The sequence below is a fragment of the Chryseobacterium viscerum genome (genome assembly GCF_002899945.2).
GTDB classification, from domain to species: Bacteria; Bacteroidota; Bacteroidia; order Flavobacteriales; family Weeksellaceae; genus Chryseobacterium; species Chryseobacterium viscerum.
Genome location: NZ_PPEG02000009.1, coordinates 24267 through 51095, shown reverse-complemented (window position 1 = coordinate 51095; position 26829 = coordinate 24267). Strand labels below are relative to the sequence as shown.

At 35.9% G+C, this 26829-nt stretch carries 26 protein-coding genes; 14 read left to right on the top strand and 12 right to left on the bottom strand.

The features are described 5' to 3' along the window. Positions 1–112 precede the first annotated feature (112 nt). From C1634_RS19875 to C1634_RS19855, 5 genes are all read left to right on the top strand, one after another. Positions 113–3460, top strand: a complete 3348-nt coding sequence (locus C1634_RS19875; protein ID WP_103231255.1) for a methylmalonyl-CoA mutase family protein — start codon at positions 113–115, stop codon at positions 3458–3460. A gap of 173 nt (positions 3461–3633) precedes the next feature. Then, positions 3634–3834 carry a hypothetical protein gene (locus tag C1634_RS19870; protein ID WP_103231256.1) on the top strand — a complete coding sequence of 67 codons (201 nt, stop codon included), beginning with the start codon at positions 3634–3636 and terminating at the stop codon, positions 3832–3834. A gap of 79 nt (positions 3835–3913) precedes the next feature. Then, complete coding sequence (locus C1634_RS19865; RefSeq protein ID WP_103231257.1) at positions 3914–4798, top strand: hypothetical protein; 885 nt, start codon at positions 3914–3916, stop codon at positions 4796–4798. A gap of 58 nt (positions 4799–4856) precedes the next feature. Then, positions 4857–5567, top strand: coding sequence for a Dph6-related ATP pyrophosphatase (locus C1634_RS19860; protein ID WP_109739020.1), 711 nt, complete (start codon positions 4857–4859; stop codon positions 5565–5567). A gap of 307 nt (positions 5568–5874) precedes the next feature. Next, entirely contained in the window at positions 5875–6984 is a 1110-nt protein-coding gene (locus tag C1634_RS19855) for a serine hydrolase domain-containing protein (protein ID WP_103231259.1), read from the top strand. A 14-nt stretch (positions 6985–6998) separates the two neighbouring features. On the opposite strand, the gene C1634_RS19850 is transcribed toward C1634_RS19855, so the two are convergent. Further along, complete coding sequence (locus C1634_RS19850) at positions 6999–7718, bottom strand: hypothetical protein (RefSeq protein ID WP_103231260.1); 720 nt, start codon at positions 7716–7718, stop codon at positions 6999–7001. Further along, a complete protein-coding gene (locus C1634_RS19845; RefSeq protein WP_103231261.1) occupies positions 7715–8038 on the bottom strand; it encodes a PadR family transcriptional regulator in 324 nt (107 codons plus the stop codon). Before C1634_RS19845 ends, C1634_RS19850 begins: the two co-directional genes overlap by 4 nt. Positions 8039–8128: 90 nt before the next feature. Here C1634_RS19845 and C1634_RS19840 point away from each other — a divergent pair, with 90 nt between their 5' ends. Then, on the top strand, positions 8129–8644 hold the full coding sequence (locus tag C1634_RS19840; RefSeq protein WP_228410122.1) for a 2'-5' RNA ligase family protein: 516 nt from the start codon (positions 8129–8131) through the stop codon (positions 8642–8644). A 29-nt stretch (positions 8645–8673) separates the two neighbouring features. On the opposite strand, the gene C1634_RS19835 is transcribed toward C1634_RS19840, so the two are convergent. Together C1634_RS19835 and C1634_RS19830 are read right to left on the bottom strand one after the other, a co-directional pair. Beyond that, positions 8674–10032 carry a T9SS type A sorting domain-containing protein gene (locus tag C1634_RS19835; RefSeq protein WP_103231263.1) on the bottom strand — a complete coding sequence of 453 codons (1359 nt, stop codon included), beginning with the start codon at positions 10030–10032 and terminating at the stop codon, positions 8674–8676. Positions 10033–10034: 2 nt separating this feature from the next. After that, the gene (locus C1634_RS19830) at positions 10035–10526 is read right to left on the bottom strand and encodes a hypothetical protein (RefSeq protein WP_123921516.1); all 492 of its coding nucleotides are present in this window, start codon (positions 10524–10526) and stop codon (positions 10035–10037) included. A gap of 100 nt (positions 10527–10626) precedes the next feature. Between C1634_RS19830 and ruvC the strand changes: the two genes are divergently transcribed. The 4 genes from ruvC (at position 10627) to C1634_RS19810 (ending at position 13850) form a co-directional block, all read left to right on the top strand. Further along, complete coding sequence (gene ruvC / locus C1634_RS19825) at positions 10627–11181, top strand: crossover junction endodeoxyribonuclease RuvC (protein WP_103231265.1); 555 nt, start codon at positions 10627–10629, stop codon at positions 11179–11181. A gap of 151 nt (positions 11182–11332) precedes the next feature. Continuing rightward, on the top strand, positions 11333–12403 hold the full coding sequence (locus C1634_RS19820) for a DUF4407 domain-containing protein (RefSeq protein WP_103231266.1): 1071 nt from the start codon (positions 11333–11335) through the stop codon (positions 12401–12403). 161 nt (positions 12404–12564) lie between these two features. Further along, the gene (locus C1634_RS19815) at positions 12565–13158 is read left to right on the top strand and encodes a phage tail protein (protein ID WP_103231267.1); all 594 of its coding nucleotides are present in this window, start codon (positions 12565–12567) and stop codon (positions 13156–13158) included. A gap of 5 nt (positions 13159–13163) precedes the next feature. Beyond that, on the top strand, positions 13164–13850 hold the full coding sequence (locus C1634_RS19810) for a T9SS type A sorting domain-containing protein (RefSeq protein ID WP_103231268.1): 687 nt from the start codon (positions 13164–13166) through the stop codon (positions 13848–13850). Positions 13851–14052: 202 nt separating this feature from the next. Here the strand turns inward: C1634_RS19810 and C1634_RS19805 are convergent, their stop codons facing one another. The 8 genes from C1634_RS19805 to C1634_RS19770 all read right to left on the bottom strand — a co-directional run bounded on the left by C1634_RS19805 (position 14053) and on the right by C1634_RS19770 (position 22688). After that, positions 14053–15921 (bottom strand): GEVED domain-containing protein, encoded by a 1869-nt coding sequence (locus C1634_RS19805; protein ID WP_103231269.1) that lies wholly within the window; start codon positions 15919–15921, stop codon positions 14053–14055. A gap of 350 nt (positions 15922–16271) precedes the next feature. Further along, a complete protein-coding gene (gene guaB / locus C1634_RS19800) occupies positions 16272–17732 on the bottom strand; it encodes an IMP dehydrogenase (RefSeq protein WP_109739018.1) in 1461 nt (486 codons plus the stop codon). Between the two features lie 185 nt (positions 17733–17917). Beyond that, positions 17918–18424, bottom strand: a complete 507-nt coding sequence (locus C1634_RS19795; protein WP_103231271.1) for a DUF4252 domain-containing protein — start codon at positions 18422–18424, stop codon at positions 17918–17920. A gap of 11 nt (positions 18425–18435) precedes the next feature. Then, a complete protein-coding gene (locus C1634_RS19790) occupies positions 18436–19764 on the bottom strand; it encodes a DUF4252 domain-containing protein (RefSeq protein ID WP_228410121.1) in 1329 nt (442 codons plus the stop codon). Then, positions 19739–20413, bottom strand: coding sequence for a hypothetical protein (locus C1634_RS19785; RefSeq protein ID WP_103231272.1), 675 nt, complete (start codon positions 20411–20413; stop codon positions 19739–19741). Before C1634_RS19785 ends, C1634_RS19790 begins: the two co-directional genes overlap by 26 nt. After that, positions 20388–20897, bottom strand: coding sequence for an RNA polymerase sigma factor (locus C1634_RS19780; protein WP_103231273.1), 510 nt, complete (start codon positions 20895–20897; stop codon positions 20388–20390). The genes C1634_RS19785 and C1634_RS19780 overlap by 26 nt, the downstream gene beginning before the upstream one ends. Positions 20898–20997: 100 nt before the next feature. Then, positions 20998–22158, bottom strand: a complete 1161-nt coding sequence (locus C1634_RS19775) for a GlmU family protein (RefSeq protein WP_109739017.1) — start codon at positions 22156–22158, stop codon at positions 20998–21000. Positions 22159–22436: 278 nt separating this feature from the next. Next, the gene (locus C1634_RS19770) at positions 22437–22688 is read right to left on the bottom strand and encodes a type B 50S ribosomal protein L31 (RefSeq protein WP_103231275.1); all 252 of its coding nucleotides are present in this window, start codon (positions 22686–22688) and stop codon (positions 22437–22439) included. Positions 22689–22871: 183 nt separating this feature from the next. Between C1634_RS19770 and C1634_RS19765 the strand changes: the two genes are divergently transcribed. The 4 genes from C1634_RS19765 (at position 22872) to C1634_RS19750 (ending at position 26655) form a co-directional block, all read left to right on the top strand. Then, entirely contained in the window at positions 22872–24281 is a 1410-nt protein-coding gene (locus tag C1634_RS19765) for a hypothetical protein (RefSeq protein ID WP_103231276.1), read from the top strand. Next, positions 24281–24607: a nucleotide pyrophosphohydrolase gene (locus C1634_RS19760; RefSeq protein WP_034692883.1), complete on the top strand. Its 327-nt coding sequence runs from the start codon at positions 24281–24283 to the stop codon at positions 24605–24607. The genes C1634_RS19765 and C1634_RS19760 overlap by 1 nt, the downstream gene beginning before the upstream one ends. A 69-nt stretch (positions 24608–24676) precedes the next feature. Further along, entirely contained in the window at positions 24677–25900 is a 1224-nt protein-coding gene (locus C1634_RS19755) for a 3-phosphoshikimate 1-carboxyvinyltransferase (protein WP_103231278.1), read from the top strand. A gap of 77 nt (positions 25901–25977) precedes the next feature. Continuing rightward, a complete protein-coding gene (locus C1634_RS19750) occupies positions 25978–26655 on the top strand; it encodes a hypothetical protein (protein ID WP_103231279.1) in 678 nt (225 codons plus the stop codon). The last annotated feature ends 174 nt before the right edge of the window (positions 26656–26829 follow it).

Sequence of the window (26829 nt, the reverse complement as noted above, 5' to 3'; positions counted from 1 at the left end):
CTGGTTAAAAAAATAATTATTCTAAATGTTTAAAAATTAAAGCATTAGCTCAGGAGTCCGGGTTTTCATTTTATTACTATATTTGAGAACTTAGAAACTTTCTAGAATTTTTATGGAAACCCAAAAATATACTCCAACCAACAAGGTAAGAATCGTAACTGCGGCCTCATTATTTGATGGCCACGATGCTGCGATCAATATTATGCGTCGTGTTATTCAGGGAACAGGATGCGAAGTGATCCATTTAGGACACGATAAATCAGCAGAGGAAGTTGTGAATACAGCAATCCAGGAAGATGCCAATGCTATTGCATTAACTTCATATCAGGGAGGTCACAATGAATATTTCAAATATATCTATGACCTTTTAAGGGAAAAAAATTCACCGCAGATCAAAATTTTTGGCGGCGGTGGCGGTGTAATTCTTCCGGAAGAAATCAAAGAATTGATGGATTACGGGATCGACAGAATTTATTCTCCGGATGATGGTCGTGAGCTTGGCCTTCAGGGAATGATTGATGATTTGGTCAACAGATCAGATTTTGCAACAGGGAAAGAAGTAACGGCAGATGATTTAGATTCTATTAGCTTTGAAAATTCTACAAGCATTGCTAAAATCATCTCTGCAGTGGAGAATTTCTCGGAAGAAAAACCTGAGCTTGTAAAAGCAATCGACGAAAAATCTAAAGATTTAACCATTCCAATTATTGGTATTACAGGTACTGGTGGAGCTGGTAAATCTTCTTTAACAGATGAATTGGTAAGACGTTTCTTACGTTCCAATACTGATAAAAAAATTGCTATTATCTCTATCGACCCTTCGAAAAAGAAAACAGGAGGTGCTCTATTGGGAGATAGAATCCGTATGAATGCAATCAATGACCCGAGGGTTTATATGCGTTCTATGGCAACCAGAGAAAATAACGTTTCGGTTTCTCCGTTCATTCATTCTGCATTGAATGTCTTGAAATTAGCTCACCCTGATGTTATTATTTTAGAAACGTCTGGTATCGGGCAGTCCGGTTCCGAAGTTTCTGATTTTGCAGATGTTTCCATGTATGTGATGACTCCTGAATATGGAGCTTCTACGCAGCTGGAAAAAATCGACATGTTAGACTATGCGGATCTGGTAGCTTTAAATAAATCTGACAAACGTGGTGCTCTTGATGCTTTACAAGCGGTAAGAAAGCAGTTCCAGAGAAATCACTTATTGTGGGAAAGCCCATTAGACGATATGCCTGTTTACGCAACAAAAGCATCTCAGTTTAATGATCACGGAACAACGGAATTATACAACAGATTAATCTCAAAAGTAAACGATAAATTCTCCGACTTACAACTAAAAACGTTTGTTGAACAGGAAATTACAGAAGAAGTAACCATTATTCCTCCAAAAAGAGTTCGTTATTTATCTGAAATTGTTGAAAACAACAAAATATATGATGCTAATGTTGAAAAACAGGCTGAGTTAGCCAGAAAAATGTATCATATTGACGGAGTAAAAAACATTATTTCCAATGAAGTTTTAGATGCCGAATATCAAAAAGCAGAAAAAGATCTTCAACAGGAAAATATTGACTTCCTAAAAACATGGGATGATACGAAAAAAGCCTTCCATGAAGAGTTTTATTCTTATTTCGTTCGTGGAAAAGAAATTAAAGTTGAAACTTCAACAGAGTCTTTATCCCATTTAAGAATTCCAAAAATTGCCTTACCAAAATATACGGACTGGGGCGATCTGATCAAATGGAAAGGTCAGGAAAACCTTCCGGGAGGATTTCCTTTTACAGCAGGAATCTATCCTTTCAAAAGAACAGGTGAAGATCCTACAAGGATGTTTGCCGGAGAAGGAGGACCGGAAAGAACCAACAGAAGATTCCATTATGTTTCTGCAGAAATGCCTGCAAAACGTTTATCTACAGCCTTTGACTCTGTAACTTTATATGGTCAGGATCCTGCTTTACCACCAGATATTTATGGTAAAATCGGAAATGCAGGAGTTTCTATTGCAACACTGGATGATGCAAAAAAACTGTATTCAGGATTTGATTTGGTGAATGCATTGACTTCAGTTTCAATGACAATCAACGGACCTGCTCCAATGCTGCTGGCTTTCTTTATGAATGCAGCCATTGACCAGAATGTTGAAAAATACATCGCTCAACATGGATTAGAATCTAAAGTTGAAGCTGTTTTAAAAGCAAAATTTGACGATAAAGGACTAGAAAGACCAAAATATAATGGTGAATTGCCTCCATCTAACAATGGTTTAGGGTTAAAACTATTAGGAATTACAGGAGATGAAGTTATTCCAGCTGAAGCTTATGCTGAAATTAAGGCTAAAACGATTGCTACCGTTCGTGGTACCGTTCAGGCTGATATTCTAAAAGAAGACCAGGCTCAGAATACCTGTATTTTCTCTACTGAATTTGCCCTGAGATTAATGGGTGACGTTCAGGAGTATTTCATTACAGAAAAAGTAAGAAACTTCTACTCAGTTTCTATTTCAGGATACCATATTGCAGAAGCAGGAGCCAATCCGGTTTCTCAGTTGGCATTTACCTTAGCAAACGGTTTCACTTATGTAGAATATTATTTGTCAAGAGGAATGGATATCAATGATTTTGCACCCAACTTATCGTTCTTCTTCTCTAACGGTATCGACCCTGAATATTCAGTAATCGGACGTGTAGCAAGAAGAATCTGGGCAAAAGCTATGAAATTAAAATACGGAGCTGACGAAAGAAGCCAGATGTTGAAATACCACATCCAGACTTCAGGACGTTCTCTACACGCTCAGGAAATTGATTTCAATGACATCAGAACGACTCTTCAGGCGCTTTACGCGATCTATGATAACTGTAATTCACTTCATACCAATGCTTATGACGAGGCGATCACGACTCCTACTGAGCAGTCTGTAAGAAGAGCAATGGCCATTCAGCTGATTATCAACAAAGAATTAGGGTTGGCTAAAAACGAAAATCCATTACAAGGGTCATTTATCATTGAAGAACTGACGGATCTTGTGGAGGAAGCTGTTTATACAGAATTCGACAGAATTACTGAAAGAGGGGGTGTTCTTGGAGCAATGGAAACCATGTATCAGCGTTCTAAAATTCAGGAGGAATCTATGCATTACGAATGGCTGAAGCATACCGGAGAATATCCTATCATCGGGGTTAATACTTTCCTTGGAAAAGACGGCTCACCAACAGTTCGTCCTGGAGAAGTTATCCGTTCTACGGAAGAAGAAAAACAGGTTCAGATTGAAACGCTTCATAATTTCCAAAAATCGAATGAAGATAAGTCTGAGGCAGCATTACGACAATTGCAATACGCAGCTATCAATCAGCAAAACTTATTTGGTGTGATGATGGATGCCGTAAAATACTGTTCTTTGGGACAAATTACCAACGCTTTATTTGAAGTAGGCGGTAAATATAGAAGAAATATGTAAGCCTATATTTGGACATACATTTTTTATACATTAAACCTCAAGGAAATTTCTTTGAGGTTTTGTTATTTTTAATGTGAAAAAATTCCCAATTTCCAGCACATTCAGTCACAATGTTTGTTAAAAGCAAAAAAATGAATTGACCTTTACTATATATTTGCCATCAAAAAATTTGAATGAGAACATTTATTAAAATTATTTCGGTATTGGGTCTTTTTGTGGTATTAAGTTCCTGCAAAACATCTCCTGTAAAAACTTCTCAAAAAAGCGATATGGTTAGAAATGCTGAAGAACTACAAAAAAGAGAACAGGCGGAAAAAGATAGAGTGGATGTTACAAGCTCACAAAACAACTACGGAAAGCCCGCTTCAAAATAAGGAAATCTCCTTTATGATTAAAAAACTCCTGACATGTTCAGGAGTTTTTTGTATTTTTAATCTAAACAAAACTGATATCATGGAAAAAGAATTTCGAATCAATGAGCCATGTCATGTAGGCAGAGAAAATATGCAGGACATCCCTGGTGGCAGTTTTTGTGGTTTTTGCTCAAAGAAAGTCCATGATCTTACGCAAAAAACGAATGAAGAAATCAAAGTATTATTGCAATCCAATGACTCCATTTGTGGAAGAATTCAGGCTGGCAGAATATCTACTCCTGATAAAAAGCCAGTCATCAGTTATAGTTTGTCTGATATTCCTTTTAGTAAAGTAGCGGGAGGAATTTTTCTCTCCGTTCTGTTAACATCTAATATCCAGGCACAAAAAACAAAAATGGATACCCTCCGAAGCTATGATAATCTGGATGGGCTTATTGTCTATGCACCAAAACCAGTAGATGAACCGCCTTATGGATCAAAAGGATATTATCCAAAAAGTAATACTACCAGAAACCTGAAAGTAAAGCTTTTGAATAATGAAAAAATCTTAAACCAAAATTATTTTATTACGATTCTTACTCCCACCAAAAAATTCAGTTCGGGCTATGAGAATTATATAAATATTCCTTCCGATGATATCAAATTAAAAAACATCTTTGTGATTGAAGGTCCAAAAGGTCAGAATGATGAATGGAACAAAAACAAATATTTTCTTTTTGTTGAAGACAGGCAAATTAAAGATGATTCCCCTATAAATCTAGATCTGAATAAAGCAAAAGAATTGCATTCAAATCAAAAGAATAACGACTTTCTATATTTTCTTGATGGTCAAAAAATTTCCAGGGAAGAATATGAAGAAAATAAAAACAATATCCGGTCTTATTTTCTTACGGAAGCCTATGCGAAAGAACTCTTTGAAGAATATGATGTAGAAAACGGAGTGATCGTATCCTACCGGCAGTAGTATTTCATATCGCATCAATCATAAAATCTCCCTATTTTTGAGAGATTTTTATTTTTACATGAAACCAAAAGCTTTATTCAACTGGAGCAGCGGAAAAGATTCTGCTCTTGCCCTTTACAAAACCCTTCAGGAAGACCAATATGAAATTTCTACACTGCTGACAAGTATCAATGCAGAATTTCAAAGAATCTCTATGCATGGTGTTCACGTTTCTCTTTTAGAAAAACAAGCGGAAAGCCTCGGAATTTCTTTAATTAAAATGGAGCTTCCCAAAGAGCCGTCCATGGAAGAATATCAACAAATTATGAGTAAAACGATGGCTGAAGTTCAGGCTCAGGGTATTACCCATTCCGTTTTCGGGGATATTTTTCTGGAAGACCTGCGTACATATCGCGAAGACCAGCTCAATGCAATCGGTATGAAAGCCGTATTTCCTCTTTGGAAACAGAACACCTCCAACCTCATCCATGAATTTTTAGAATTAGGATTTAAAACAATTGTTACCTGCGTGAACGGATCTTACCTTGATCAAAGTTTTGCAGGGCGAATCATTGATCAGAAGTTTCTTGATGATCTCCCTGCAAATGTAGATCCCTGTGGTGAAAATGGGGAGTTTCACACCTTTACTTTTGACGGACCTATTTTTAACACCCCGGTTCCGTTTGAAATTGGAGAAACGGTAAAGAAAACCTATCCCAAGCCTAAAACATCTCCTGAAGAAGAAAATGGAGACTATGTTTTCTGGTTCTGTGACCTGCTGTTAAAATAAGCCTGTGAACATTCATCTACAGGCTTTTCAATCGATTATTTTAATTTGGTGACCCTTTCATTCATCATCCCGACGACCCCACTGAATATCTTTTCCATTGGTCATCCCATTCCCAAAAACGACTTCTTTTCAAATCCACCTTCGTGATCTTGTGACAGATCATCTATTCAATACTCTTTAAAGTTGTATTAAATCCAGATTAAATCGATCCCAAACCTCTTTCTAGCACGCAATTTGTATCCCTTACTGCTCTTCTGGATATTTTAGTATCTTTAAGAGTACAATCATTATTTAAAATACAACACCAGTGATAAAAAATTTAGTATTCCTCTCCATTTTCTGTTTCTTGTTTTCCTGTACAACCGAAAAACCATCAGCTCCTCCTGTTGATAAAAAAGCAATTATTGATTCTACGATCTCCGCTTTTCAGAAAACCCTTCTAGAGCAACAGATTGATTCTGCTTTTAAAAAGTATCATTTTAATGGAAGTATTGCCGTTTTTAAAGATTCTACTACACTGTACAAAAGAGAAAACGGGTATTCAGATTTTAAGAAAAAAAGTAAAATTGACAGCAGTACCATTTTTGCCATAGGGTCAGTAAGCAAGCAGTTCACAGCCGTTTTGATCTTACTCCAGATGGAACAAGGAAAACTGAATGTGACCGATAAAGCTTCGAAATACCTCAAGGAATTTCAGACCAAAGAATATGAAAACATAACGATTCACCAACTATTAAATCATACTTCAGGATTGAACATGATGGGTGGAAAGCTGATGTTTAAGAGCGGATCAGATTTCTTCTACTCCAACGATGGGTTTAATACTCTTGGAAAAATTGTAGAAAAGGTATCGGGTAAATCATATGATGAGAATGTTCTTGAGCTTTTTAAAAAAGCTGGGATGGCTCATTCCTCCACAGGGGATATTTTTAAAGGAAATAATTTTGCCAGTGCTTATGTTGGCTCCCCTGCTAAATTTTCAGAAGTGCCCAATATGCCGAAAAGATTAGGCGGACGGGAAATAGGAACTCCTGCCGGCGGAATATTGTCAACTATTCAAGACCTTCATTCATGGAACAATGCCTTGTATGGCGGAAAAATTTTAAAACCCGAAACCCTGAAGCTGTTTATGGCAAAAAGTGCGGAAAGACATCATGCCATATTTGGAAAAATGGGCTATGCCTACGGAATCATGCTGAATATCGGGCAGCCTAATTCTTATTTTCATAGTGGCTATATCAAGGGATCTCCTTCATTAAACATCTATTATCCTGACACCAAAACGTCTGTGATCATTCTGTCTAATATTGCAGATGAGGAAAAAGGAAAAGGTGTGATCTTCAGACCTCATATTGAAGTAAAAAAGATTACAGATCACCTTGAGAACACCCTTACACAGCTTAGATCCAAACATTAGTTTTAATCATAGATCTACGCGATTTTAATGAATTCCTTCATCTTTATTAAATTCTTTTTATGTTCAAGAAAATTCAATACAGCAAAAACAAGGGCTGTCTGTAGTGCAAATGGAAGAATCAAGGTGATCGAGGTCATGAAAACATCACTATGATTCTGTTCTTTGATAAACTGGTAACCATAAAATCCGCTCTTCATCGCTACCTGAGTCATTGAGGTAGTACATACAACCATCAATCCCAGGTTCTGCTGATACATGGTATACAGACATTTTCCCCTATATTTAAAATCAGCCTTTATATATTTCCAGATTTTATAATTAAAAATCCAGACCAATATGGTCATCACTACAAATGAACCGTTTAGCAGTCTGAAAAAGAGCTCATATTCCTCTTGATTTCCTGCTATAAAGATCAGCAACAGATTAATCACCAAAGCTGACATACTTACTATTAACGATTTTTTGAAAAGACCGCTATATTTCTCCTGGATAATTCTTTTGGCAATCAAAGGTATTTTCTCCGGATAAAATAACAGATAATTGACCATCTTAAATTCTCCATTCCAGGATTCTTTGATCTTTATGAAAGCATCTTCAAAACTCAAATTCTCATTGAACTGCAGATCCGAAATCTGACTCATCATATGATCTCTTATTTCCACAAGAATATCCAATGAAAGCTGCTGAGCAACAAGATAATCTGTGACTTTACTTTCCTGTGCTTCGGTTATCATATATTGAAAATTGTCTGTAGATTTAACAAATAACTTTTCATCTCAGTCTCTTTTTCTGCCTGTTGTTTCTTACCTTTTTCAGTCAGCAGATAATATTTCCGGTCTCTACCGTTGATCTTCTGAAGTTCGGAAATAATCATCCCCTCACTTTCCAATTTGTGCAGCAATGGATAAAGTGCCCCTTCAGTCATTTCGAGCTCACCTTGTGTAAGCTCTTTTGCCCTTTGGGTGAGCTGGTAGCCATACATTTTAATCTCTTTTGAAAGAAGCTTCAAAATAATATTCTGCAGGGTACCTTTATAAAGACTGTTCTTTTTCATGAAATGATTTCTATACATTGCAAACATATGCATAATTTTCTTATGCATGTAATTTTAATCTAAAATCTTTTAATTTGTCTTATGAAAAAAATGTACTTCATAGCAATCTACCCTCCTCAAGAGATCATAGAAGAAGTAAAAGTCTTTAAAAGAGATTTGGCAATTAATTATACTAATTCCAAAGCATTGAAAAATGAAGCTCACATTACTCTTTTCCCTCCTTTCTCCAGAGAAATTGAGCTGGAAAGTGATATTCATACTGCTTTCCAAAAGATCAATACAGCAATGGATCCTTTTACTATTGAACTGAACGGTTTTGGAAGTTTTCCCAATCCCAAAAATCCTGTATTATTTATTCGACCAGAAGAAAATTCACACCTGGCAGAAATTTATCACAATGTAAAGCAGCAGTTTAATTTTGCAAAATATTCTTTCACTCCGCACGTGACTGTAGGATACAGAGATCTGACCTGGGAAAATTACCTCAAAGCCTGGGAAAAATATAAAGAACAGAAGTATCAAACTAAATTTTTAGTTGATAAAATTTTACTATTACGCCATGAGGAACAATGGGTTCCAATTGCAGAAAAAAGACTGGAAAAATAAAACCGGCTGTGGGAGCCGGTTCAGTAAATTTATTCTTTTATAATTTTCTGAGAAATAATCAGGTTCTTGTTTTCTTTTACATTCAACAGATAAGTCCCTACCGGGAAGTTTTTAATATCAACCTTTATTCCAGAATCTTTCAATTCAAATCTAGATGGGATAAGCCTTCCGGAAGCATCATATACTTCAATTTTTACATCTTTTGAAAAATCCTGCTTTCCTTTAATATAAAATTCTCCGTTTGTAGGATTCGGATAGATACTGAAACGTCTTTCTTCAGCTTTTACTTCTGAAACTTTGAGAGTAGATTTAGTCATTGTCCAGGAAACGTTTGTAACATGTAACGTACTGTGGTTATCTACTTTCAAAAGTGGATTATTATCTACTACAGAAAATGTCAAAGTATTATTTCCGCTATTAAGTTGTGCAGGAGTAATGGTAATGCTATTTGCTGTAGATCCTAGAACCGTCCCATTGAGGCTCCACGTATTGACCAATGTATTAGGAATAGGAAGAATTTCAGTGACATTAAAAGTAACATTTGCGGTAGCATCCACGGAAGTATTATTTGCTGGAGTATAAGAATCTACAGGAGAAACCAGGGTGTGTATCTTTTCAATAATTGCTTCTTTACACACAGAACAAAACTGCTGGTTAAGATATCTCATCTCACAACTCTGATGCGGCCGGAACCAGCTTGGACTTTCGGTATAAGGATACACTCCTACTCCGTTCAACCCTACCCAATTTTTCCATTTTATAGTAGCAGGGTCTGAGTTTTGTGTTTTATTTGCGGATTCTAGTGAACCGGCAAACCAATATTCATCGGCTAATTTACCAAAAGAATGCCCCAGCTCATGCACAACAATCTCATTGGCAGATCCGTTTAAGGAAGCAAAAGCATAAGTTCCTCCGCACCCGCCATATTCGGTAGAATTACCCAATACATAAGTGATATCATAATCTGGAATATTGGCAGCAAGAACCTGCCCTACTTTATTGGTTGTATTACTATAGATGCATCTATGTACTCCCACATCGAAAGTAGATCCAAGATAATTATTAGGATTGGATACAGGGATTACAGGTTCTGTAACATCTGTTGCTGTTCCCGGATGTTTTACTCCCGACTCTGTTGAAACCACTTTTACGGCATAGGCATTAAAGTAATTTTTATATTCTGTATAAGGACTTTTTGTAAAAAGATAATTGATGGTATTTTGAGCTGATGTGGTGAAAGCAGTTTGCTGTGCAGCGGTAAACCCGTCTCCCAGCACGGCAATAATAACACGCTTGCTATTGTCTCCATTCTGCAAAAGTGGAACTGTTTCGAAGGTCTGGGCAAAGCAGCAGCTTCCGATAAAAAGGGATAATAAAGTTTTTCTCATAATTATAATTTTTGTGTGAACAATAGTTGTACCCCATCCTCTGTTGCCTTCTCCACCTTCACGAGCTGAACATTTCCTGAATAAGAAAATCGGGCACTGAACTCCGTATTTTGAAGAGAAGCTTTATGTCTTGAAATTCCTTCTTTTTCATACACTTCCAGCTCAGGATTTAAAGGATCTTTCACAAGCTGTTTCGCCACTTCTTTTCCACCTGACTCTGCCAATGTAATGATAAGATCTCCTTGATGAACTTCATTTCTATCAAAAGAAGTGATCTGCTTCAATCTGCCATCTGTAATTTTAGTATTCTGAAGAGCAATTTTTACATTTCCTGACTGATCCTTATCCGCCTTGAAAAACAAATAAATAATACGATCATTCTTTACTGTTGCTTTTGTCTGAATCAGCTGCCTATCTTGTGAAAATTCGTTCTCTTTCTGGAAACTGCATAACAGAAAGACAGGAACAATTAACATATTAAACACATTTTTCATAATCATTTTTGTTTAAAGTTACTAAAGTTTTAAATATAAATAAAACCACTTTTAATACTTTTCACCCTTCAAAAACTTAGAAAGTCCTATCTTTGAGGCAATGATTTCAGAGAAAATAATTTTAGGGATTGACCCGGGAACAGCCATCATGGGATTTGGTATTATCTCCGTAAAAAAAGGAAAAATGGAGATGGTTTCTATCCATGAGCTCATCTTGAAGAAATATCCTAATCACGAAACAAAGCTTAAATATATTTTTGAAAGAACACTGTCTCTTATCGATGAGTTTCATCCTGATGAAGTAGCTCTGGAGGCTCCTTTCTTTGGAAAAAATGTACAAAGTATGCTGAAACTTGGCCGTGCACAAGGGGTTGCTATGGCTGCCAGTCTTTACAGAAATATTCCTATCACTGAATATTCTCCAAAAAAAATCAAAATGGCCATTACCGGAAACGGAAATGCAAGCAAAGAACAGGTAGCAGGAATGCTGCAAAACCTTCTTAACTTAAAGGAATTTCCTACAAAATACTTAGATGCTTCCGATGGTCTTGCCGTTGCGGTATGTCATCATTTTAATTCCGGGACCATAGCGGATACCAAATCGTATTCCGGATGGGAGAGTTTTTTGAAGCAAAATCCGGATAGGTTGAAATAATTTTATCTTTCTGTTTATAGTTTTCAACTACTAACTTTAACTTATTAGATTATAATAATTTACATAGATATGCGTGGTTACTTGGTAAAACATAATACTATCTTTAACATTGGTATGATTTTTAGTATTACCTTTGTATAAATTTTCAGCTATGAAAACAAACCAACAAACTATAAATCAAGGAACTCATAAAATAAACTGGTTCCAAAAGTTTCTGATGGTCTGTTCCGGAGGGAACATCCATATTTTAAGAAAGACTCCAAGTGAATGGAATAAATTTTCCGGGATTGGAGGAATCGTACTTTTCACTGCGGTATTTGCCACTTTATCTGCAGGATATGCTATGTATACTGTATTTGACAATATTTGGGCTTCAGTAGGATTTGGAATTCTCTGGGGATTGATGATTTTCAATCTTGACCGTTATATTGTTTCTTCCATCAAAAAAACCGGAACCTGGTGGAATCAAATTCTGATGGCCATTCCGCGTCTTATTCTTGCTACATTTTTAGGAATTATTATTTCTAAACCATTAGAGCTTAAAATCTTTGAAAAAGAGGTGAACAAGCAATTGAACACCATTATCCAAAGGAATAAAAAACAGCTTCAAGGAGAGATGAACGGAAGAATTCTTCAGCAAAGCGGACCTTTTGAAACAGAAAAACAACAGATTTCAGGAAAAATCGCACAGTATCAGAAATCATATGATTCTGCTTCGGTAGAACTTGAGAAAGAAATTCTGGGAAAACAATCTGGTTTAACGAGTGGAAAGGAAGGTTATGGACCTAATGCTAAACGTAAACAGGAATTAAAAGAACAGCGCAGACAAGATCTGGAAAATTATCAAAAGCAGGCCGCTCCACGACTGGAGTATTTGGATAAAGAAATATCCAAGGTGTATACCAATCTGGAAACCGAAAGAAAATCTACGGAGACTTTTGAAGATAAATTCAATGGTTTTGCTGCCAGACTTCAGGCGTTGGATGAACTTGGAAAAAACTCTGCAATTATAGGACTTGCAGCGTCCTTTATCATGGGATTGTTTATCTGTCTTGAGATTTCTCCGGTTTTGGTAAAATTAATCTCCCATATAGGCCCTTACGACTATCTTTTAGAAAAAACGGAAAACGATTTCAGGCTGTATTCCAAAGAAAAAATTGAAAAAGGAAATGCTTTGACAGATTTCAGGATTGAAGATTTTAAGGATAATCTGAAAAATTAAAGTTATTTTTCAAAGAGCAGCACATTAGAGAAAAAAACTATAAAAAAATCAATTTCAATTAATAAAATCTAACCTTTCACTAAATAATGAAAGGTTTTTTTATTTATAAACGTTTTATGTAAAATATTTTATAAATTTATACTACTTAAAACCTTGTCATCATGAAAAACTTATTTATTGCATGTACACTGCTGATCAGCAGTGCATTCACTCCTTCCTTAAAAGCTCAGGCATCGGAACCATTTTTAGGTCAAATTGCTTTTGTTCCTTATAATTTTGTTCCTAAAAACTGGGCATCATGTGACGGACAACTTCTGTCTATTGCACAAAACACAGCCCTTTTTTCACTCCTGGGAACTACTTATGGAGGAAACGGAACAACCACTTTTGCTCTGCCGGATATGAGAGGAAGAGTACTTGTTCATAACGGACAGGCTCCAGGAGGACCCACTACTTATACTATGGGACAAACCGGAGGAGCTGAGAGTGTAACGTTATTGGTAACACAAATACCGGCACATAGCCACACAGTAAATGCCGTAACGGCCGAGGGAAATCAAAATTCTCCTACCAACAGCCTTCCGGCAGATACCAAACTTCTTGACAAAGAGTATTCTGATGCAACAGCAAATACTACCATGAAGAGTACAATGGTAAACAATACAGGAGGAAATCAGGCCCATGAAAACAGACCTCCTTTTATTACTTTGAAATGCATTATTTCATTAGTAGGAGTCTTTCCATCACAAAACTAACAGTTATGAAAATTCTTTACTTAGTATGTCTTGCCCTGGGAAGCTCAGCTTTTGCGCAGACAATAACCTTTAAGGGATGCCCTAATTACTTTGATGCTACAACTTATACTTTTAACAAAACAGGAGTAGATGCTTTTAACAAGAACATTTATATTACAACTCCTATTGATGATCAACAACCTTGCAGCGGATTAGGCAACTGTGACTTTAAAATCCAGTGGAACAATGCTCTTACGAGATGGGAATTTCTTGGGGATGAAGGAAATGGTACTTTCACAACTCCATTTTTAATTTATTATAACTCAACAGGAAACAATTCTGTTCCTATACCTCCAGGCAACAGTATCGGAACCTGGGTTGAAAATACAGCCATGACAAACGGACAATGTGGAGGGAATCTTACCGCTGTAAACTCTACAATGACTGGTGATGTACAGAATACCACATTAGGAACATCAGAAAATTCAAAAAATAAAATCCAGATTTTCCCTAATCCTGTGAGTGATTTTATTACTATTTCCGGTATTGACAACGGATTGTCTGTCCAAATCTATAATATGGACGGACGTCTTGTAAAATCTGAATCGTTTGATTCAAAGATTGACGTTTCTCAACTTGTCCCTGGTGGATATGTCATGAAAATAAATACCAGAAATTTTCAGACTCACCAATTTAAATTTGTGAAAAAATAAACTCCTATTTTATAGAAAATAGATGATTAAAGCTTTCGGAAATTTCGGAAGCTTTTGCTTTTCAGGTTTTTCTGTAAGGTGTAATTTTAAAGGGCAAATTCTAAAAAGGCCATCAAATTTAGCTTTAGATATATTAGGATTGAATGAAAAAATGCCTCCAATTAATTGGAGGCATCAATATTTATTTTAAATTTTGATCAATTTATTTGATGATCAATTTAGAAGCTTTAGAATCTTTTCCATTAGAAACCTGAATCATGTAAACTCCTTTTTCTAACTGTTGATCTACTTTGAAAACTCCACTTCCTTCTTCAGTTACAGATGGGCTAGCTACCAATCTTCCTGACATATCAGAAATAGAAACTTTCAAGTTTTTACCGTTTTTAGCTTTAATGAAGATCTTATCACCAGTTGCTACCGGGTTAGGATAAATTGTTAAATCACCATTATCTGCTTTCACTTCACTTGTTCCCAAGTTGGTAACAAACTTTACAGTATAGTCTTCAACCTGTCCGTATTTTAATTGTCCACAAGGAGTCATGTTAGTATTTTCATCATCTACAAGGACTCTCATTCTTAACGGAGTATTCAATACCGCAGAAGCAGGAGCTGTAATTGTAGTACTGTAAGTTCCTATTAGTGTTGTAGGATCTGCAATAATATTATCAGCTGAACCAACAAGCTCAGAGGCTTCAAAAGTTCCGTTATTATTATAGTCAATCCATACTCTCACATCATTATTTGAATCTGAAACATTTACCTGAAGATTATGAGTACCGGTTGCTGCAAGTTCAGTTGATGTAGCTCTCAGACAGCTTGCGCCTGTATAATCTTCATAAAAATTAGCAGAACTCTGCCAATATCCTGTAGATGCATTATTAATATTCCCTAACTTCACTAAAGTTGGTCCTACAAAATAATTACTTGGGTTAGCTATACCACTTGGATTACATGTCGCAGCAATAGGTGTTCCAACCGGAGTTGTTGCAGAAGGTGCCGTTGCTCCTAATGAAGTACTTAATCCCCCTTTCATTAAAAAGAAGTAAAGAGCAGCTCTATCATGTTGCCCATTCGTAAATTTGAATGCTATTGGGTTAGTATAATTCATCATATTATACTGTACTCCCTGGTAATTTACTCCAGAACAATAATTCATATCATTATTGGTAGGTGCCGGGAAGTCATTAAGTAAGCTTCTTGATCTTTCTGTATCACAAACCTGATCATCATCTGTAGTACAGGTATTAGTAGTAGGTGGGCAAAAAGTAGTAGTTGTATCTCCTTGTGGTGCATTAGGGTCTACATTCCCAAAAGTGTGAAGCAGTCCCATACTATGTCCAAACTCATGAGCTAAAGTAATATCATCCTGTAGGGTAACCACGAAAGATTTCATGAAAGATTCGTAAGAAGAATCAGGGTTTTGAGGCAATCCTGCCCATCCCATGATACCATATTGTCCACCACCATCTACTTTATTCATAATATAGATATTAAAGTAAGAAGCTTCTGGCCAGTGTGGAGCAATAGTTTTTACCTGTGCCGTAGTAACACCGTTTGCACCATTACGTTTTACCCCGTAAGAATCATAACCTGTAAGAGTCCCACCATTATATCGAACAATCCCTGTAGTAGCATTACAGCTAGGATCTCTTTTTGCTAATACTAATTTGATCGGCATTGTAGCCGCATTACCAAAATCTGCAGGGATTCCCTGAGCCCATTGATAAGTACCTGCATACATTTGATTACAACGGTCCAACCAAGCCTGAATCTGTGCATCACTCTTGTTATAAGCACTTCCTACAGTAGCACCAGTAGGTGCTATTACGTGTACAACTACAGGAATTTCATAAACTCCATTTACAATCTTATATGCACTTGCATTTTTAGCAGAAGTATTTTGATTACTGCTGATAATTTTGTTACGGATATTACGAATCATTTCGTCAATTTCCCCATTCTGTTTTTGATGTACTCTTTGTTCGTTATCAAAATCACACCAATCTTTTTTCTGCTGTGCTGATACCGAAAGTGAAAGTAGCAATGCTCCACAAAGTATAGTTCTCTTCATTTCAAAAATTTAAAAAAATTAAACAAGTTGCAAATTTATTAATTTTATGAATTAATCAGTGCTATTTATAACTAAAAATCATCACAAAATTTAAAACTTCACTACAGTTAGTAGAAAAAGACACATTATTGTTACAATTTAATCCAAAAATAAAATTAACATCATTTTAAATAGCGTCTATTTTAATTAAATTATTATCATTAAAAAACACAAAATACAATCAAATAGACAATTCAATAAAATGAAAAATTCAAACTAATATATTTTAAATCAAAACATTAATATAAAATCATAAAATGAAAAAACCGCACTAATTGTGCGGTTTTTCATATAAAAATTTAATTATAATTTTATAAAGAATAATTCGGAGCTTCTTGTGTAATAATGACATCATGCGGATGAGATTCTTTCAATCCACTTCCTGTAATCATTACCAATTTAGAATCTTTTTGCAGTGTCTCAATATCTTTAGACCCACAGTATCCCATACCAGCTCTCAAACCTCCTGTCAACTGGAAAATTACATCTTCCAATTTTCCTTTATGAGGTACTCTACCTTCGATTCCTTCCGGAACGAATTTCTTAGCTTCACTCTGGAAATATCTTTCTTTACCTCCTCTCTTCATTGCCGAAAGACTTCCCATTCCCTGGTAAGACTTGAATTTTCTTCCCTGGAAGATAATTTCTTCTCCTGGAGCCTCATCTGTACCAGCTAAAAGTGAACCTAGCATTACTGCACCTGCTCCACTTGCAATAGCTTTAACGATATCTCCTGAAAGCTTGATCCCTCCATCAGCAATTACTGTTACATTTTGAGACTTAGCATATTCGTAAACATTATAGATGGCTGATAGCTGAGGAACTCCTACCCCTGCAACTACTCTGGTAGTACAGATAGAACCTGGACCAACACCTACTTTAAGTACGTTTGCACCTGCTTCAATAAGGTCTTTTGCAGCTTCTGCGGTAACAATATTCCCTCCTACAATATCAAGGTTCGGATATTTCTTTCTGATTTCAGCAATTTTATCGAGAACTCCTTTAGAATGACCGTGAGCAGAATCAATTGCTACAATATCAACTCCGGCTTTTACCAAAGCTTCAATTCTTACCAATGTATCTTCTCCTACACCTACTCCAGCCCCTACAATAAGACGACCATTTTCATCTTTATTCGCGTTAGGGTATTCCAATTGATTGTCAATATCCTTGATCGTAATAAGTCCTACAAGTTTATTCTCTTTATCTACAATAGGAAGTTTTTCAACTCTGTTCTTAAGAAGGATTTCTTTTGCCTTTTCAAGGTTGGTATTTTTGTCAGAAGTGATCAGATTTTCTTTGGTCATGATCTCTTCTACTTTCATATCAAGATTTTCCTGATACTTTACATCTCTGTTGGTAATAATTCCGATCAGAACATTATCAGCATTCACTACTGGAAGGCCTGAAATTTTATATTTAGACATCAATGCTTTAGCTTCAGCTAAAGTATGGTCTTTGGATAATGTTACCGGATCAGAGATCATTCCGTTTTCGGAACGCTTCACGCGGTTTACCTGAGCAGCCTGCTCATCGATCGTCATGTTTTTGTGAATAAAGCCTAAACCTCCGACTCTTGCTAAAGCAATTGACAGATCAGCTTCAGTAACAGTGTCCATCGCAGCGGAAACTATCGGAACATTCAGCGTGATTTTGTCGGTAAGTCTTGATTTTAATGAAACCTGGTTAGGTAAAACTTCTGAATAAGAAGGGACTAGAAGAACGTCATCGAAAGTGATGGCTGTCTCTACAATTTTGTTATGAATAGACATCTTTACTTTCTTTGCAAAATTAGGTTATTTTAGTGAGATATGAAAATCCTTTTTAATAGTTTAAATAAAAATTAATAATCAATAACTTAAATCGAAAAAACCGCTCTATTTATAAGAACGGTTACGGTACAAAATAATTGAATATGTTTGAAACTACTTGCTAGTTACTACATCAAAGGTTTTAATTAATTATTTACAGAAATGGAATTGATCATTTTGGAAATATCATTAGTTGTAAAATTTCCTTTCACATCTACAAAAACCATTTCATGATTATTGGATCCTACGGTAAGCAGCATATTTTTAATAACATCTCCATCTTGCTTTACCCTTACATTGATATTATCTCCGTCATGCTTTATGGTAGCCCATTCCTCATAATGGTTATCATTCAGATATTGAGTATAATCATTCAGCATTTCTTTGCTCCCATTGGTTACGGTAAGCACTTTTATCTTAGAAGCCTTCTTTACCAAATTGATGGTCTCCTCACTTTCTCCTTCTTCCCTTAAAGCTTTTTTAATATAAGATTTAGCCAAAACCATAGGTACATTAATACTGGCGAACCGGGCTCCCTTGAAATCATACTTTGAATTCTGAAAAAAGTCAATGTTCGGCTTTTCTGAAACGATGCATGATTGAAGCATACTTATTGTCAGAATAGCAAGGAAAATGTTTTTAAGAGTCTTCATAGTTTAGTTTTTTATTTGATTTGTCTGAAGCTTCCTCCTGAAACTTTATCTACTTTAGCATCTAGCTCTGGATTTCCTTTCAGTTTTACAGCGGCTCCTGAAGAAACACTTACTTTCAGTTTATCAGTCACTAATAGTGAAAGACTGGCTCCTGAGGTAGATTCTGCCACTGCTGTAGCAATTTTAAGATCATCTGCTTTACAAGATGCTCCACTTGAAATATCGATCACTGCGGAAACTGCTTCCCCGGATAAACTCACACTTGCTCCACTTGAAATATCTAAAGCCAGCTTCTGCGTTGTAAGTTCGGTATTCAAAACAGCGCCTGAACTCACAGTAATAGCAGCAGCTTGTTTGGCATTAAAAGTTCCTTTAATAATAGAACCCGATTCCGCATCAATCTCCATACTATTTTCCGTAACAGGGTTTACTGCTGTAAAAATACTTCCTGATGAAGTTTTTATACTTTGAAGATTAGGAGCAGAAACGTTAACATTCAGGTTTTTAAACCTAAGATTTCGAACTCCTTTATTGTCTACATAGATTTTTAACACTCCATTTTCTACCTTAGTGATAACATATTGAAGCTTATCTGCATCTGCAATCACTTTTACACTTCTCGTATTTTCCTGCTTGAACGTAACATTTACGCCTACACTGGCATCTATTTTTGAGAATTCACCTACATTTCTGTTGTCTCCGTTCAGGTAAGAAGAGGTATTACCTGAAGTAAGGTCATTTCTCACGGAAGTGGTAACAGAAGAAGTGGTTGTTTCACCAGAATTAATGATCTTATTGACATCTGACAATTTCATTTTTCCGTTGAGAATAAAAATAATATTCTCTTCTTTGGAATCAACATTGAAAACCAGATTTTCAAGATAGTTATCTCTTTCTTCTTCAGCCAGAAACTTCATGGAAGTCCCATCACTGCTCATAGACATCAACTCATTGAAGTTAAGAGACTTCAAAGCCTTGTTTACTCTTTCCGTTTTGTCTTCGTTCATTTTTATATTGGCAAGATTTTCATCTTTTAAACGATCCGGAAAAGTGATTTTTGGGATAATCAGAATTTTAAGACCATCTACCTCGTTCAGAATAGGTTTTATTTTTCCGATGTAGGCATCATTCACATCTATGGTATTCAATAGCTTGAACATCGGTTTTTTGATATTGATAGAGGTTACTCTTCCATTTTTTTCAAAATCCTGAAAAAGCTTGTCCAATTTCTCAGTCTGTGCAGAATAAGTTGCAAAACTGCTTAGCATTATGGCTATTATAAAAAATATTTTTTTCATGGGATTGATCTGATTTTTAGTATTCGCTGTCAAGATTTTCATTTTTTTGAGAAGATGCTACTGTTTTTTTAAACTCATTTCCTAATTTGATAAAGGAGTATCTGGTAACATCTATGGCTTCTTTTTCACTACTGATTCTTTTGCCGTTTACAATCACATAAGAGTCATTGTATGCAGCAGCCGAATCATTTACATTTTTGTTGTTTGAGGAGTTGCTGACATATCTAGGTCTGGTTTCCTTTTTTAGTCTTCCTCTTTTTGGCAGGATCTCGTCCATTACATCTTTTTCTGCTACCTGGTTATCCTGAAAAACAGAATCTTTTTTCACTCCGGAAATAGAGTCTGTATGATTCACGGCAACCTGTTCCTGATGGTCACTGTTTTCTTCAATAAATCCGGACTTCTGTTTTAAGATTTCATCTTTCACCAGCCTTCCTGTATCCTGCACTTCTGTACCGGAGTTGTTATTCAGAAAGAATCCGATTCCGAAAACCAGCATTACACTGGCGGCCATCCAGAACCATTTAGGAAAAGAGGGCTTTTTCTTTTCTTCCAATGGAATAATAGGTACAGTATTCTGTTCCGTACCTTCTGCAGTCTGAAGAAAGTCTTCAAAGCTCCAGTCCATTTTTTCTTCCTTTATATCCCGGAAGATTTCGTCGTATTTATCTTGTAATTGATCTTTTTTCATAGCTCATCAGTTGTGAGATTTGTTCTTTTACTTTTTGTCTCGCACGCATAAGGTTTACCCTTACTGCATTTTCCTCCATTTCCAGCATTTCAGAAATTTCGGAAACATCGTATTCTTCTACATCTTTCAAGTGGATGACCATCTTTTGTTTCTCGGGGAGCTGATTGATAAATCCTATAATATGTTCCTTAAGGTTATCAACTTCCATACTATAAAGCTCCGATCGATGAAGCTGCATATCCGCAAAGCCTATCTTGACATCGTGATGCTTCAGCCTGTTCAGGCATTCGTTCCGGACAGACTTCAGCGCATAGGACTTAAAATTTCCAAATTGCTCAAGCTCATCCCTCTTCTGCCAAAACTTTATCATGAGATCCTGTACTACATCTTCTGCTTCATCGCTGCTCATGACAAACCGCTTCGCAAAACGATACATCTCGTCTTTGAGAATAAACACCGTATTCTTGAAAGTTTCTTGGGTCATGAGTTTTGTTTCTTATAGGTAAAACAACTGCCGTTTCAAATCTATTACATCAAAAATAAAAAAACTTCAAAAAAAATTGAAGTTTTTTATTTTTATAGAATTAATACGTATCAAAAATATGTTTTAAAATGGCTTTATCTTCTTCTGTTAAAGCCACTTTTCTTCTGGCCATAGCCCTTTCTGCCACTTCATACACTTTATCCAGCTTAAATCTTTCATCATCTTTCAATCCGCCCCATGAAAAGTTCTCCACAAGGTTGGGTGGAAAGCCTGGTTTGAATATATTGGAAGCTACCCCAATTACGGTTCCAGTATTCAACTGAGTATTAATGGCTGTTTTGGAATGGTCTCCCATAATCAGGCCTGCAAACTGTAAACCGGTATCTTCAAACGCCTTGATTCTGTAGTTCCAAAGTTTTACCGGGCTATAATTATTTTTAAGATTGGAAGAATTGGTATCCGCACCGAAGTTGCACCACTCTCCTATTACAGAGTTTCCGATGAAACCTTCATGCCCTTTGCTGGTGTATCCAAAAATGATAATATTATTCACCTCACCTCCTACTTTACAGTGAGGGCCAATAGTGGTTGCTCCATAAATTTTAGCTCCTAGATTAAACTTAGAATCTTCTCCAAGTGTAATAGGACCTCGAAGATGGCAGCCTTCCATAACTTCGGCATTTTTACCGATATAGATTTTTCCTGTTTTGGTATTCAGTGTGGAAAATTCAATTTCAGCACCTTCTTCGATAAACAGATCTTTTTTATCTCCTAAGAAGCCATTTGTTGAGGACAATTCCTGTGAGGTTTTTCCTTTGGTAAGCAATTCAAAATCGAAATCGATGGCGTGATGATTATAGGAAAATAAATCTTTTGGCCTTTTAAAGAAAATAAGATCTTCCTTAATATCCGTCATTTTTTCAATCTGATTCAGAGAAAAATCTTTCATATTGATTTTAGCAGCGATCAATTCGTCTTCATAAACCAACGCTTCTCCCGGCTTAAGATCTTTAATCTGCTGAATTACAGTTTCCGTAGGCAGGAAATTCGGAACTAAAAAGAGACTTTCTTTTTCCTCCGGACTTTTAAATTTATCCTGAAGATACATTTCCGTGAAATAAGACACTTCTGTGTTTTCCAGGATTTTCTGCCATCTCTCAGAGAATGTCAGGATTCCGCATCGCATCGCAGCAACCGGGCGGGTAAAAGTAAGTGGAAGAAAGTCTTCCCAATATTGTGCGTCTGAAAATACTAATTGCATTTTTTAGAAGTTAAAGATTAAAAGTTAGAGAATAGAGCCTGAGTTAAAGTTCACTGAAATAAACCTGCAGATTCTAAATTCTGTCTAAACAAAAATACAAAAAGAAGTGGGAAGTTGGGAAATATGGAATAAGTTTTGGCTAAAGCCAATGAATAGAATTTTTTATTTTATTAAACAGGCTAAAGCCCGTTCCTATTGAATATCAAGCAGAGCCTTGATTTACATAAAAAAAGTCTTCCAAAGATTGGAAGACTTCTATATTTTTAAGGATACAAAAATTACTTAGCGAATTTTTTGTATTTGTTCATGAACTTATCAACTCTACCAGCTGTGTCAACTAATTTAACTTTTCCTGTGTAGAAAGGGTGAGAACTAGAAGAGATCTCCATTTTGATTAGAGGATACTGCTGTCCTTCATACTCGATAGTGTCTTTTGTTTCCGCAGTAGACTTGCAAAGAAACACCTCGTCGTTACTCATATCTTTGAAAACAACAAGTCTATAATTTTCTGGGTGGATTCCGTTTTTCATAATACTATTTTTAAAAAAATTAAGTTTGCTTCCGAAATAGTAATGGATATTTCTCTGCTAAATTTTAGGTTGCAAAAATACAACATTTTTTCTAATTTCCAAATACTCAATTCATTTTTTTTTCTTGATAAGAAATTTAAAGTATTTTCGTTAAATTTGGAACCTACTTAAACTTTAATTTCAATGAAATTCAAATTATTACTGGCTTTTTCCTTCTGGATGTTACTGATAGCGGTATCGTGTAATAAGGATGATATTACGTTTGACAGCCCTACCCAGCCGCTGAGGTTTTCAAGAGACACCGTATTCTGTGATACAGTATACCATCAGGTGCGTTCAGAAACATATGTTGTAAAGGTATATAATAATGAAGATAAGGATATTATGATCCCAAGAGTAAATCTTGAAAAAGGAGCTGCATCATTATATAGAATCAATGTAGATGGAAAACCTGGGTATGATTTTAAGAATGTTCCTTTAAGAAAGAAGGACAGTCTTTATATTTTTGTTGAAATAGCCCCTACAGCTACCGGGCCTGAAGCTATTGCTGAAGATAAAGTTCTTTTCACCGGACCTACGGGACAGCAGCATGTGACTTTATTCTCTGTAGTTCAGGATGCAGAATTTTTTATTCAGACTCCCGGGAACCCGAATGTGATTACCAATTCTACAACGTGGAGTAATAATAAAGCAAAGATCATCTACGGAAAACTTACCATCAATCCAAGCGTAACCCTTGATATAAATGCTGGAACCAAAGTGTATTTCCACAAAAACAGTGGCATGAAAGTTTCTTCCGGAGCGGTCTTAAATATCAATGGAACAATGGCCGATCAGGTTATTCTTCGTGGAGACAGAAATGATCCTTATTATGATACCATTCCTAAAAACTGGAATTCTATCAAAATGGAAGCAAATTCTACTCTTAAAATGAACCATGCAAGACTTTTCGGAGGAACGAGAGGGCTTGATATGAGACAGACCAATGCTACGATTACCAATTCATTCATCCATACATTCTTTGAATACGGAATTTACGCGGTAGGTTCTACTGTGAATGCCAACAATCTTGTGATGAACAATTGTGGTTTATCTTGTATCGGAATATTCCTGGGTGGAAAACACAATTATACCCATGCTACGATTGCTAATTATTCTAAAACAATGAGTTCTTTCGACAGAGCAGGAATTTTTGCAGCTAATGAATGGAAGAATGATGCAGGACAAACACAGCAGGGAGCCCTACAGCAGCTTAACATCAAAAACAGTATTGTATATTCTGACAGAGATGATGCTGTTCATTTTGAAGCAACTCCTGGACAGCAGTTTGAGTTCTTACTTCAAAATTCACTCATAAAATATACCAGTGCTACAGGCGCAGGCTTCACTTTTGACAATAATCCAGGTGTGGTACAAACAACAAAGAATACCGATCCGCAGTTTGTCAATTATTTTATGGCTAAAATGAATTTAAGAGTAAAATCTACTTCTCCAGCCATTGGAAAAGGGAATGCAGCTGTTGCAGCAACTGTACCTTTAGATATTGTCAATGTATCCAGAACGACCAACCCAACTCTAGGAGCTTATCAATAATGGAAATTACCCAGTTACAACAGCAAGTCGATGAATGGATCAAAACCATTGGGGTAAGATACTTTAATGAGCTTACCAATATGGCAATGCTGACAGAGGAAGTAGGTGAAGTGGCAAGAATTATTGCCAGAAGATATGGTGAACAAAGCGAAAAGGAAAGCGATAAGAATAAAGATCTTGGTGAAGAACTGGCAGATGTACTTTTTGTAACATTGTGTCTGGCCAACCAGACCGGGGTAAATCTGCAGGACGCTTTTGACAGAAAGATGAAAATAAAGACTGACCGGGATAAAGACCGGCATCAGAATAACGAAAAACTTAAATAATTATAAATGATGAGTTGGAATTATCAATGAATTTTAAACTCATCATTTTTAAATATAATGTAGATCATAATGAAGCTAGAAAAATCAAAATTATTAGGAGGAAAAACAGTACAGATCAGCGGTTCGAAAAGTATTTCGAATCGTTTATTGATTCTGGAAAGTCTGTTTAGCAATATAAAAATCGGAAATTTATCCAATTCTCAGGATACACAGCTATTGAAAAAGGCATTATCTGAGGATACGGAAGTGGTAGACATTCATCATGCGGGAACGGCAATGCGTTTTCTTACTTCTTATTATTCTATTCAGGAAGGGAAGACGACTATCCTTACCGGATCTGGGAGGATGAAAGAAAGACCGATCAAAAACCTGGTAAGTGCTTTGAGAGATCTTGGAGTAGAAATTGAGTATATGGAGAATGAAGGTTTTCCCCCTTTAAAAATTATAGGAAAAAAAATTACTCAAACATCTGTAAATGTTCCGGCAAATATTTCAAGCCAGTTTATCACGTCTCTGCTTCTTGTTGCAGGAAAACTGGAAAACGGACTGGAAATTAATCTTGTAGGAGAAGTTACATCAAGGTCTTATATTGAAATGACTCTTGATATTCTTACTAAGTTTGGGATACAAAACAGCTTTGAAGGAAATACCATCAAAGTACACTCTTTCACTCCTGAAAATAGTTCTGCCATAGTACATTATGAAGTCGAAAGCGACTGGAGCTCAGCATCATACTTCTACTCCATCTGTGCTTTGGGAAGAGAAACAATTCACCTGAAAAGCTTTTATAAAGAGTCTACTCAGGGAGATTCTGCAATTGCAAAGATATATGAGGATTTCTTCGGAATCAAAACAACTTATATTGAAGAGGAACACCAACTTACATTGGAACCTCAGTCTGATTTTTCTTTCCCGGAAAAAATTGTTCTGGATATGAACAACTGCCCGGATATTGCACAAACGTTATGTGTAACGGCGGCAGCTTTAAAGATTCCTTTCGATATTTCCGGATTGGGAACATTAAGAGTAAAGGAAACCGACAGACTTCTTGCATTATATAATGAGCTTAAAAAACTTGGTACTGTAACAGAAATTACGGATTTAACCATTAAATCTATCAGTTTTGGAGAACCGGAAGACGATATTTCGATCAAAACGTATCAGGATCACAGAATGGCAATGAGTTTTGCTCCGTTTAGTCTGATTAAAGAACTTAATATTGAAGATGAAGATGTAGTAGAAAAGTCTTATCCAATGTTCTGGAAAGATCTTGAAAATATACTGACCCATTAATTTCAGAATATAAGAATGTGGTAATTTGAAAATGATTTTTATTTCGGATTACCACATTTTAATTTTATATAATAACCATGAAACATTGCTTTTTCTTTTTGTTTGTTTTATCTGTTTCAAGCTTATCTGCCCAGAATCTGAAAAGTTTTTCGGTTCCGAAAGGGTATTCTCAGATTGCAGAAGCCAAAGGTGATCTTGACAAAGATGGAAAAGATGAAATTATCCTGATATTTAATACGGATATAAAAGCATCAGACATGCAAAACCCGGAAGGTACAAGTGACTACCAAAGGGTTTTTTATATTCTGAAAAAGGAAAACAGCGGTCTAAAAGTATGGAAAGAAAATTCTGCCATTCTTTTTTCAAGCGGATTCGGATTTTATCCTTCAGATAATACTCTTACAATCAATATAAAAAATAATAGTCTTATTATTGAACAGCTATTTTTTACCAATTCAAGGCATACCCAGCAATATAAACATACCTTCAGATTTCAGAACGGAGATTTTTATCTGATAGGTTTACACGATCATTTTGAAGATACCTGTGATTTCAGTTTTACCAATGAAATCAATTTCTCTACAGGAAAGGTTATTGTTGACAGAGAATATTCATCCTGTGATGATGAAACTAAAGTACCCGAAAACTTACACAAAGAATTTACCCATAAATTCCCGCTTATTAAAATGAATGATTTCTTTATCGGAGATCACAACTTCAGACTTCCCGGGCTGAAGGAGGATTTTGTTTTTTAGGATGAAAGATTGAAACTGAATGCTGGATATTACTTTTTGCTCAATTTTTAAACGCAAAGTAGAATAATTCTATCGCCATATTAAAGTGAGCTAAGAGGCCGACATATGTCGTTGATGAAGCTTGACTTACACATCCGTTTAGAAAAAATCAATTTCTTTGATTTCATCTTTGTT

Coding starts and splice junctions, on each gene's coding strand:
- C1634_RS19780 (WP_103231273.1), bottom strand. CDS start 20,897: ATGACCCAAGAAACTTTCAAGAATACGGTGTTTATTCTCAAAGACGAG.
- C1634_RS19815 (WP_103231267.1), top strand. CDS start 12,565: ATGAAAAACTTATTTATTGCATGTACACTGCTGATCAGCAGTGCATTC.
- C1634_RS19860 (WP_109739020.1), top strand. CDS start 4,857: ATGAAACCAAAAGCTTTATTCAACTGGAGCAGCGGAAAAGATTCTGCT.
- C1634_RS19865 (WP_103231257.1), top strand. CDS start 3,914: ATGGAAAAAGAATTTCGAATCAATGAGCCATGTCATGTAGGCAGAGAA.
- C1634_RS19835 (WP_103231263.1), bottom strand. CDS start 10,032: ATGAGAAAAACTTTATTATCCCTTTTTATCGGAAGCTGCTGCTTTGCC.
- C1634_RS19830 (WP_123921516.1), bottom strand. CDS start 10,526: ATGAAAAATGTGTTTAATATGTTAATTGTTCCTGTCTTTCTGTTATGC.
- C1634_RS19820 (WP_103231266.1), top strand. CDS start 11,333: ATGAAAACAAACCAACAAACTATAAATCAAGGAACTCATAAAATAAAC.
- C1634_RS19770 (WP_103231275.1), bottom strand. CDS start 22,688: ATGAAAAACGGAATCCACCCAGAAAATTATAGACTTGTTGTTTTCAAA.
- guaB (WP_109739018.1), bottom strand. CDS start 17,732: ATGTCTATTCATAACAAAATTGTAGAGACAGCCATCACTTTCGATGAC.
- C1634_RS19765 (WP_103231276.1), top strand. CDS start 22,872: ATGAAATTCAAATTATTACTGGCTTTTTCCTTCTGGATGTTACTGATA.
- C1634_RS19850 (WP_103231260.1), bottom strand. CDS start 7,718: ATGATAACCGAAGCACAGGAAAGTAAAGTCACAGATTATCTTGTTGCT.
- C1634_RS19750 (WP_103231279.1), top strand. CDS start 25,978: ATGAAACATTGCTTTTTCTTTTTGTTTGTTTTATCTGTTTCAAGCTTA.
- C1634_RS19845 (WP_103231261.1), bottom strand. CDS start 8,038: ATGAAAAAGAACAGTCTTTATAAAGGTACCCTGCAGAATATTATTTTG.
- C1634_RS19790 (WP_228410121.1), bottom strand. CDS start 19,764: ATGAAAATCTTGACAGCGAATACTAAAAATCAGATCAATCCCATGAAA.
- C1634_RS19755 (WP_103231278.1), top strand. CDS start 24,677: ATGAAGCTAGAAAAATCAAAATTATTAGGAGGAAAAACAGTACAGATC.
- C1634_RS19795 (WP_103231271.1), bottom strand. CDS start 18,424: ATGAAGACTCTTAAAAACATTTTCCTTGCTATTCTGACAATAAGTATG.
- C1634_RS19810 (WP_103231268.1), top strand. CDS start 13,164: ATGAAAATTCTTTACTTAGTATGTCTTGCCCTGGGAAGCTCAGCTTTT.
- C1634_RS19785 (WP_103231272.1), bottom strand. CDS start 20,413: ATGAAAAAAGATCAATTACAAGATAAATACGACGAAATCTTCCGGGAT.
- C1634_RS19870 (WP_103231256.1), top strand. CDS start 3,634: ATGAGAACATTTATTAAAATTATTTCGGTATTGGGTCTTTTTGTGGTA.
- C1634_RS19775 (WP_109739017.1), bottom strand. CDS start 22,158: ATGCAATTAGTATTTTCAGACGCACAATATTGGGAAGACTTTCTTCCA.
- C1634_RS19875 (WP_103231255.1), top strand. CDS start 113: ATGGAAACCCAAAAATATACTCCAACCAACAAGGTAAGAATCGTAACT.
- ruvC (WP_103231265.1), top strand. CDS start 10,627: ATGATTTCAGAGAAAATAATTTTAGGGATTGACCCGGGAACAGCCATC.
- C1634_RS19760 (WP_034692883.1), top strand. CDS start 24,281: ATGGAAATTACCCAGTTACAACAGCAAGTCGATGAATGGATCAAAACC.
- C1634_RS19840 (WP_228410122.1), top strand. CDS start 8,129: ATGTACTTCATAGCAATCTACCCTCCTCAAGAGATCATAGAAGAAGTA.
- C1634_RS19805 (WP_103231269.1), bottom strand. CDS start 15,921: ATGAAGAGAACTATACTTTGTGGAGCATTGCTACTTTCACTTTCGGTA.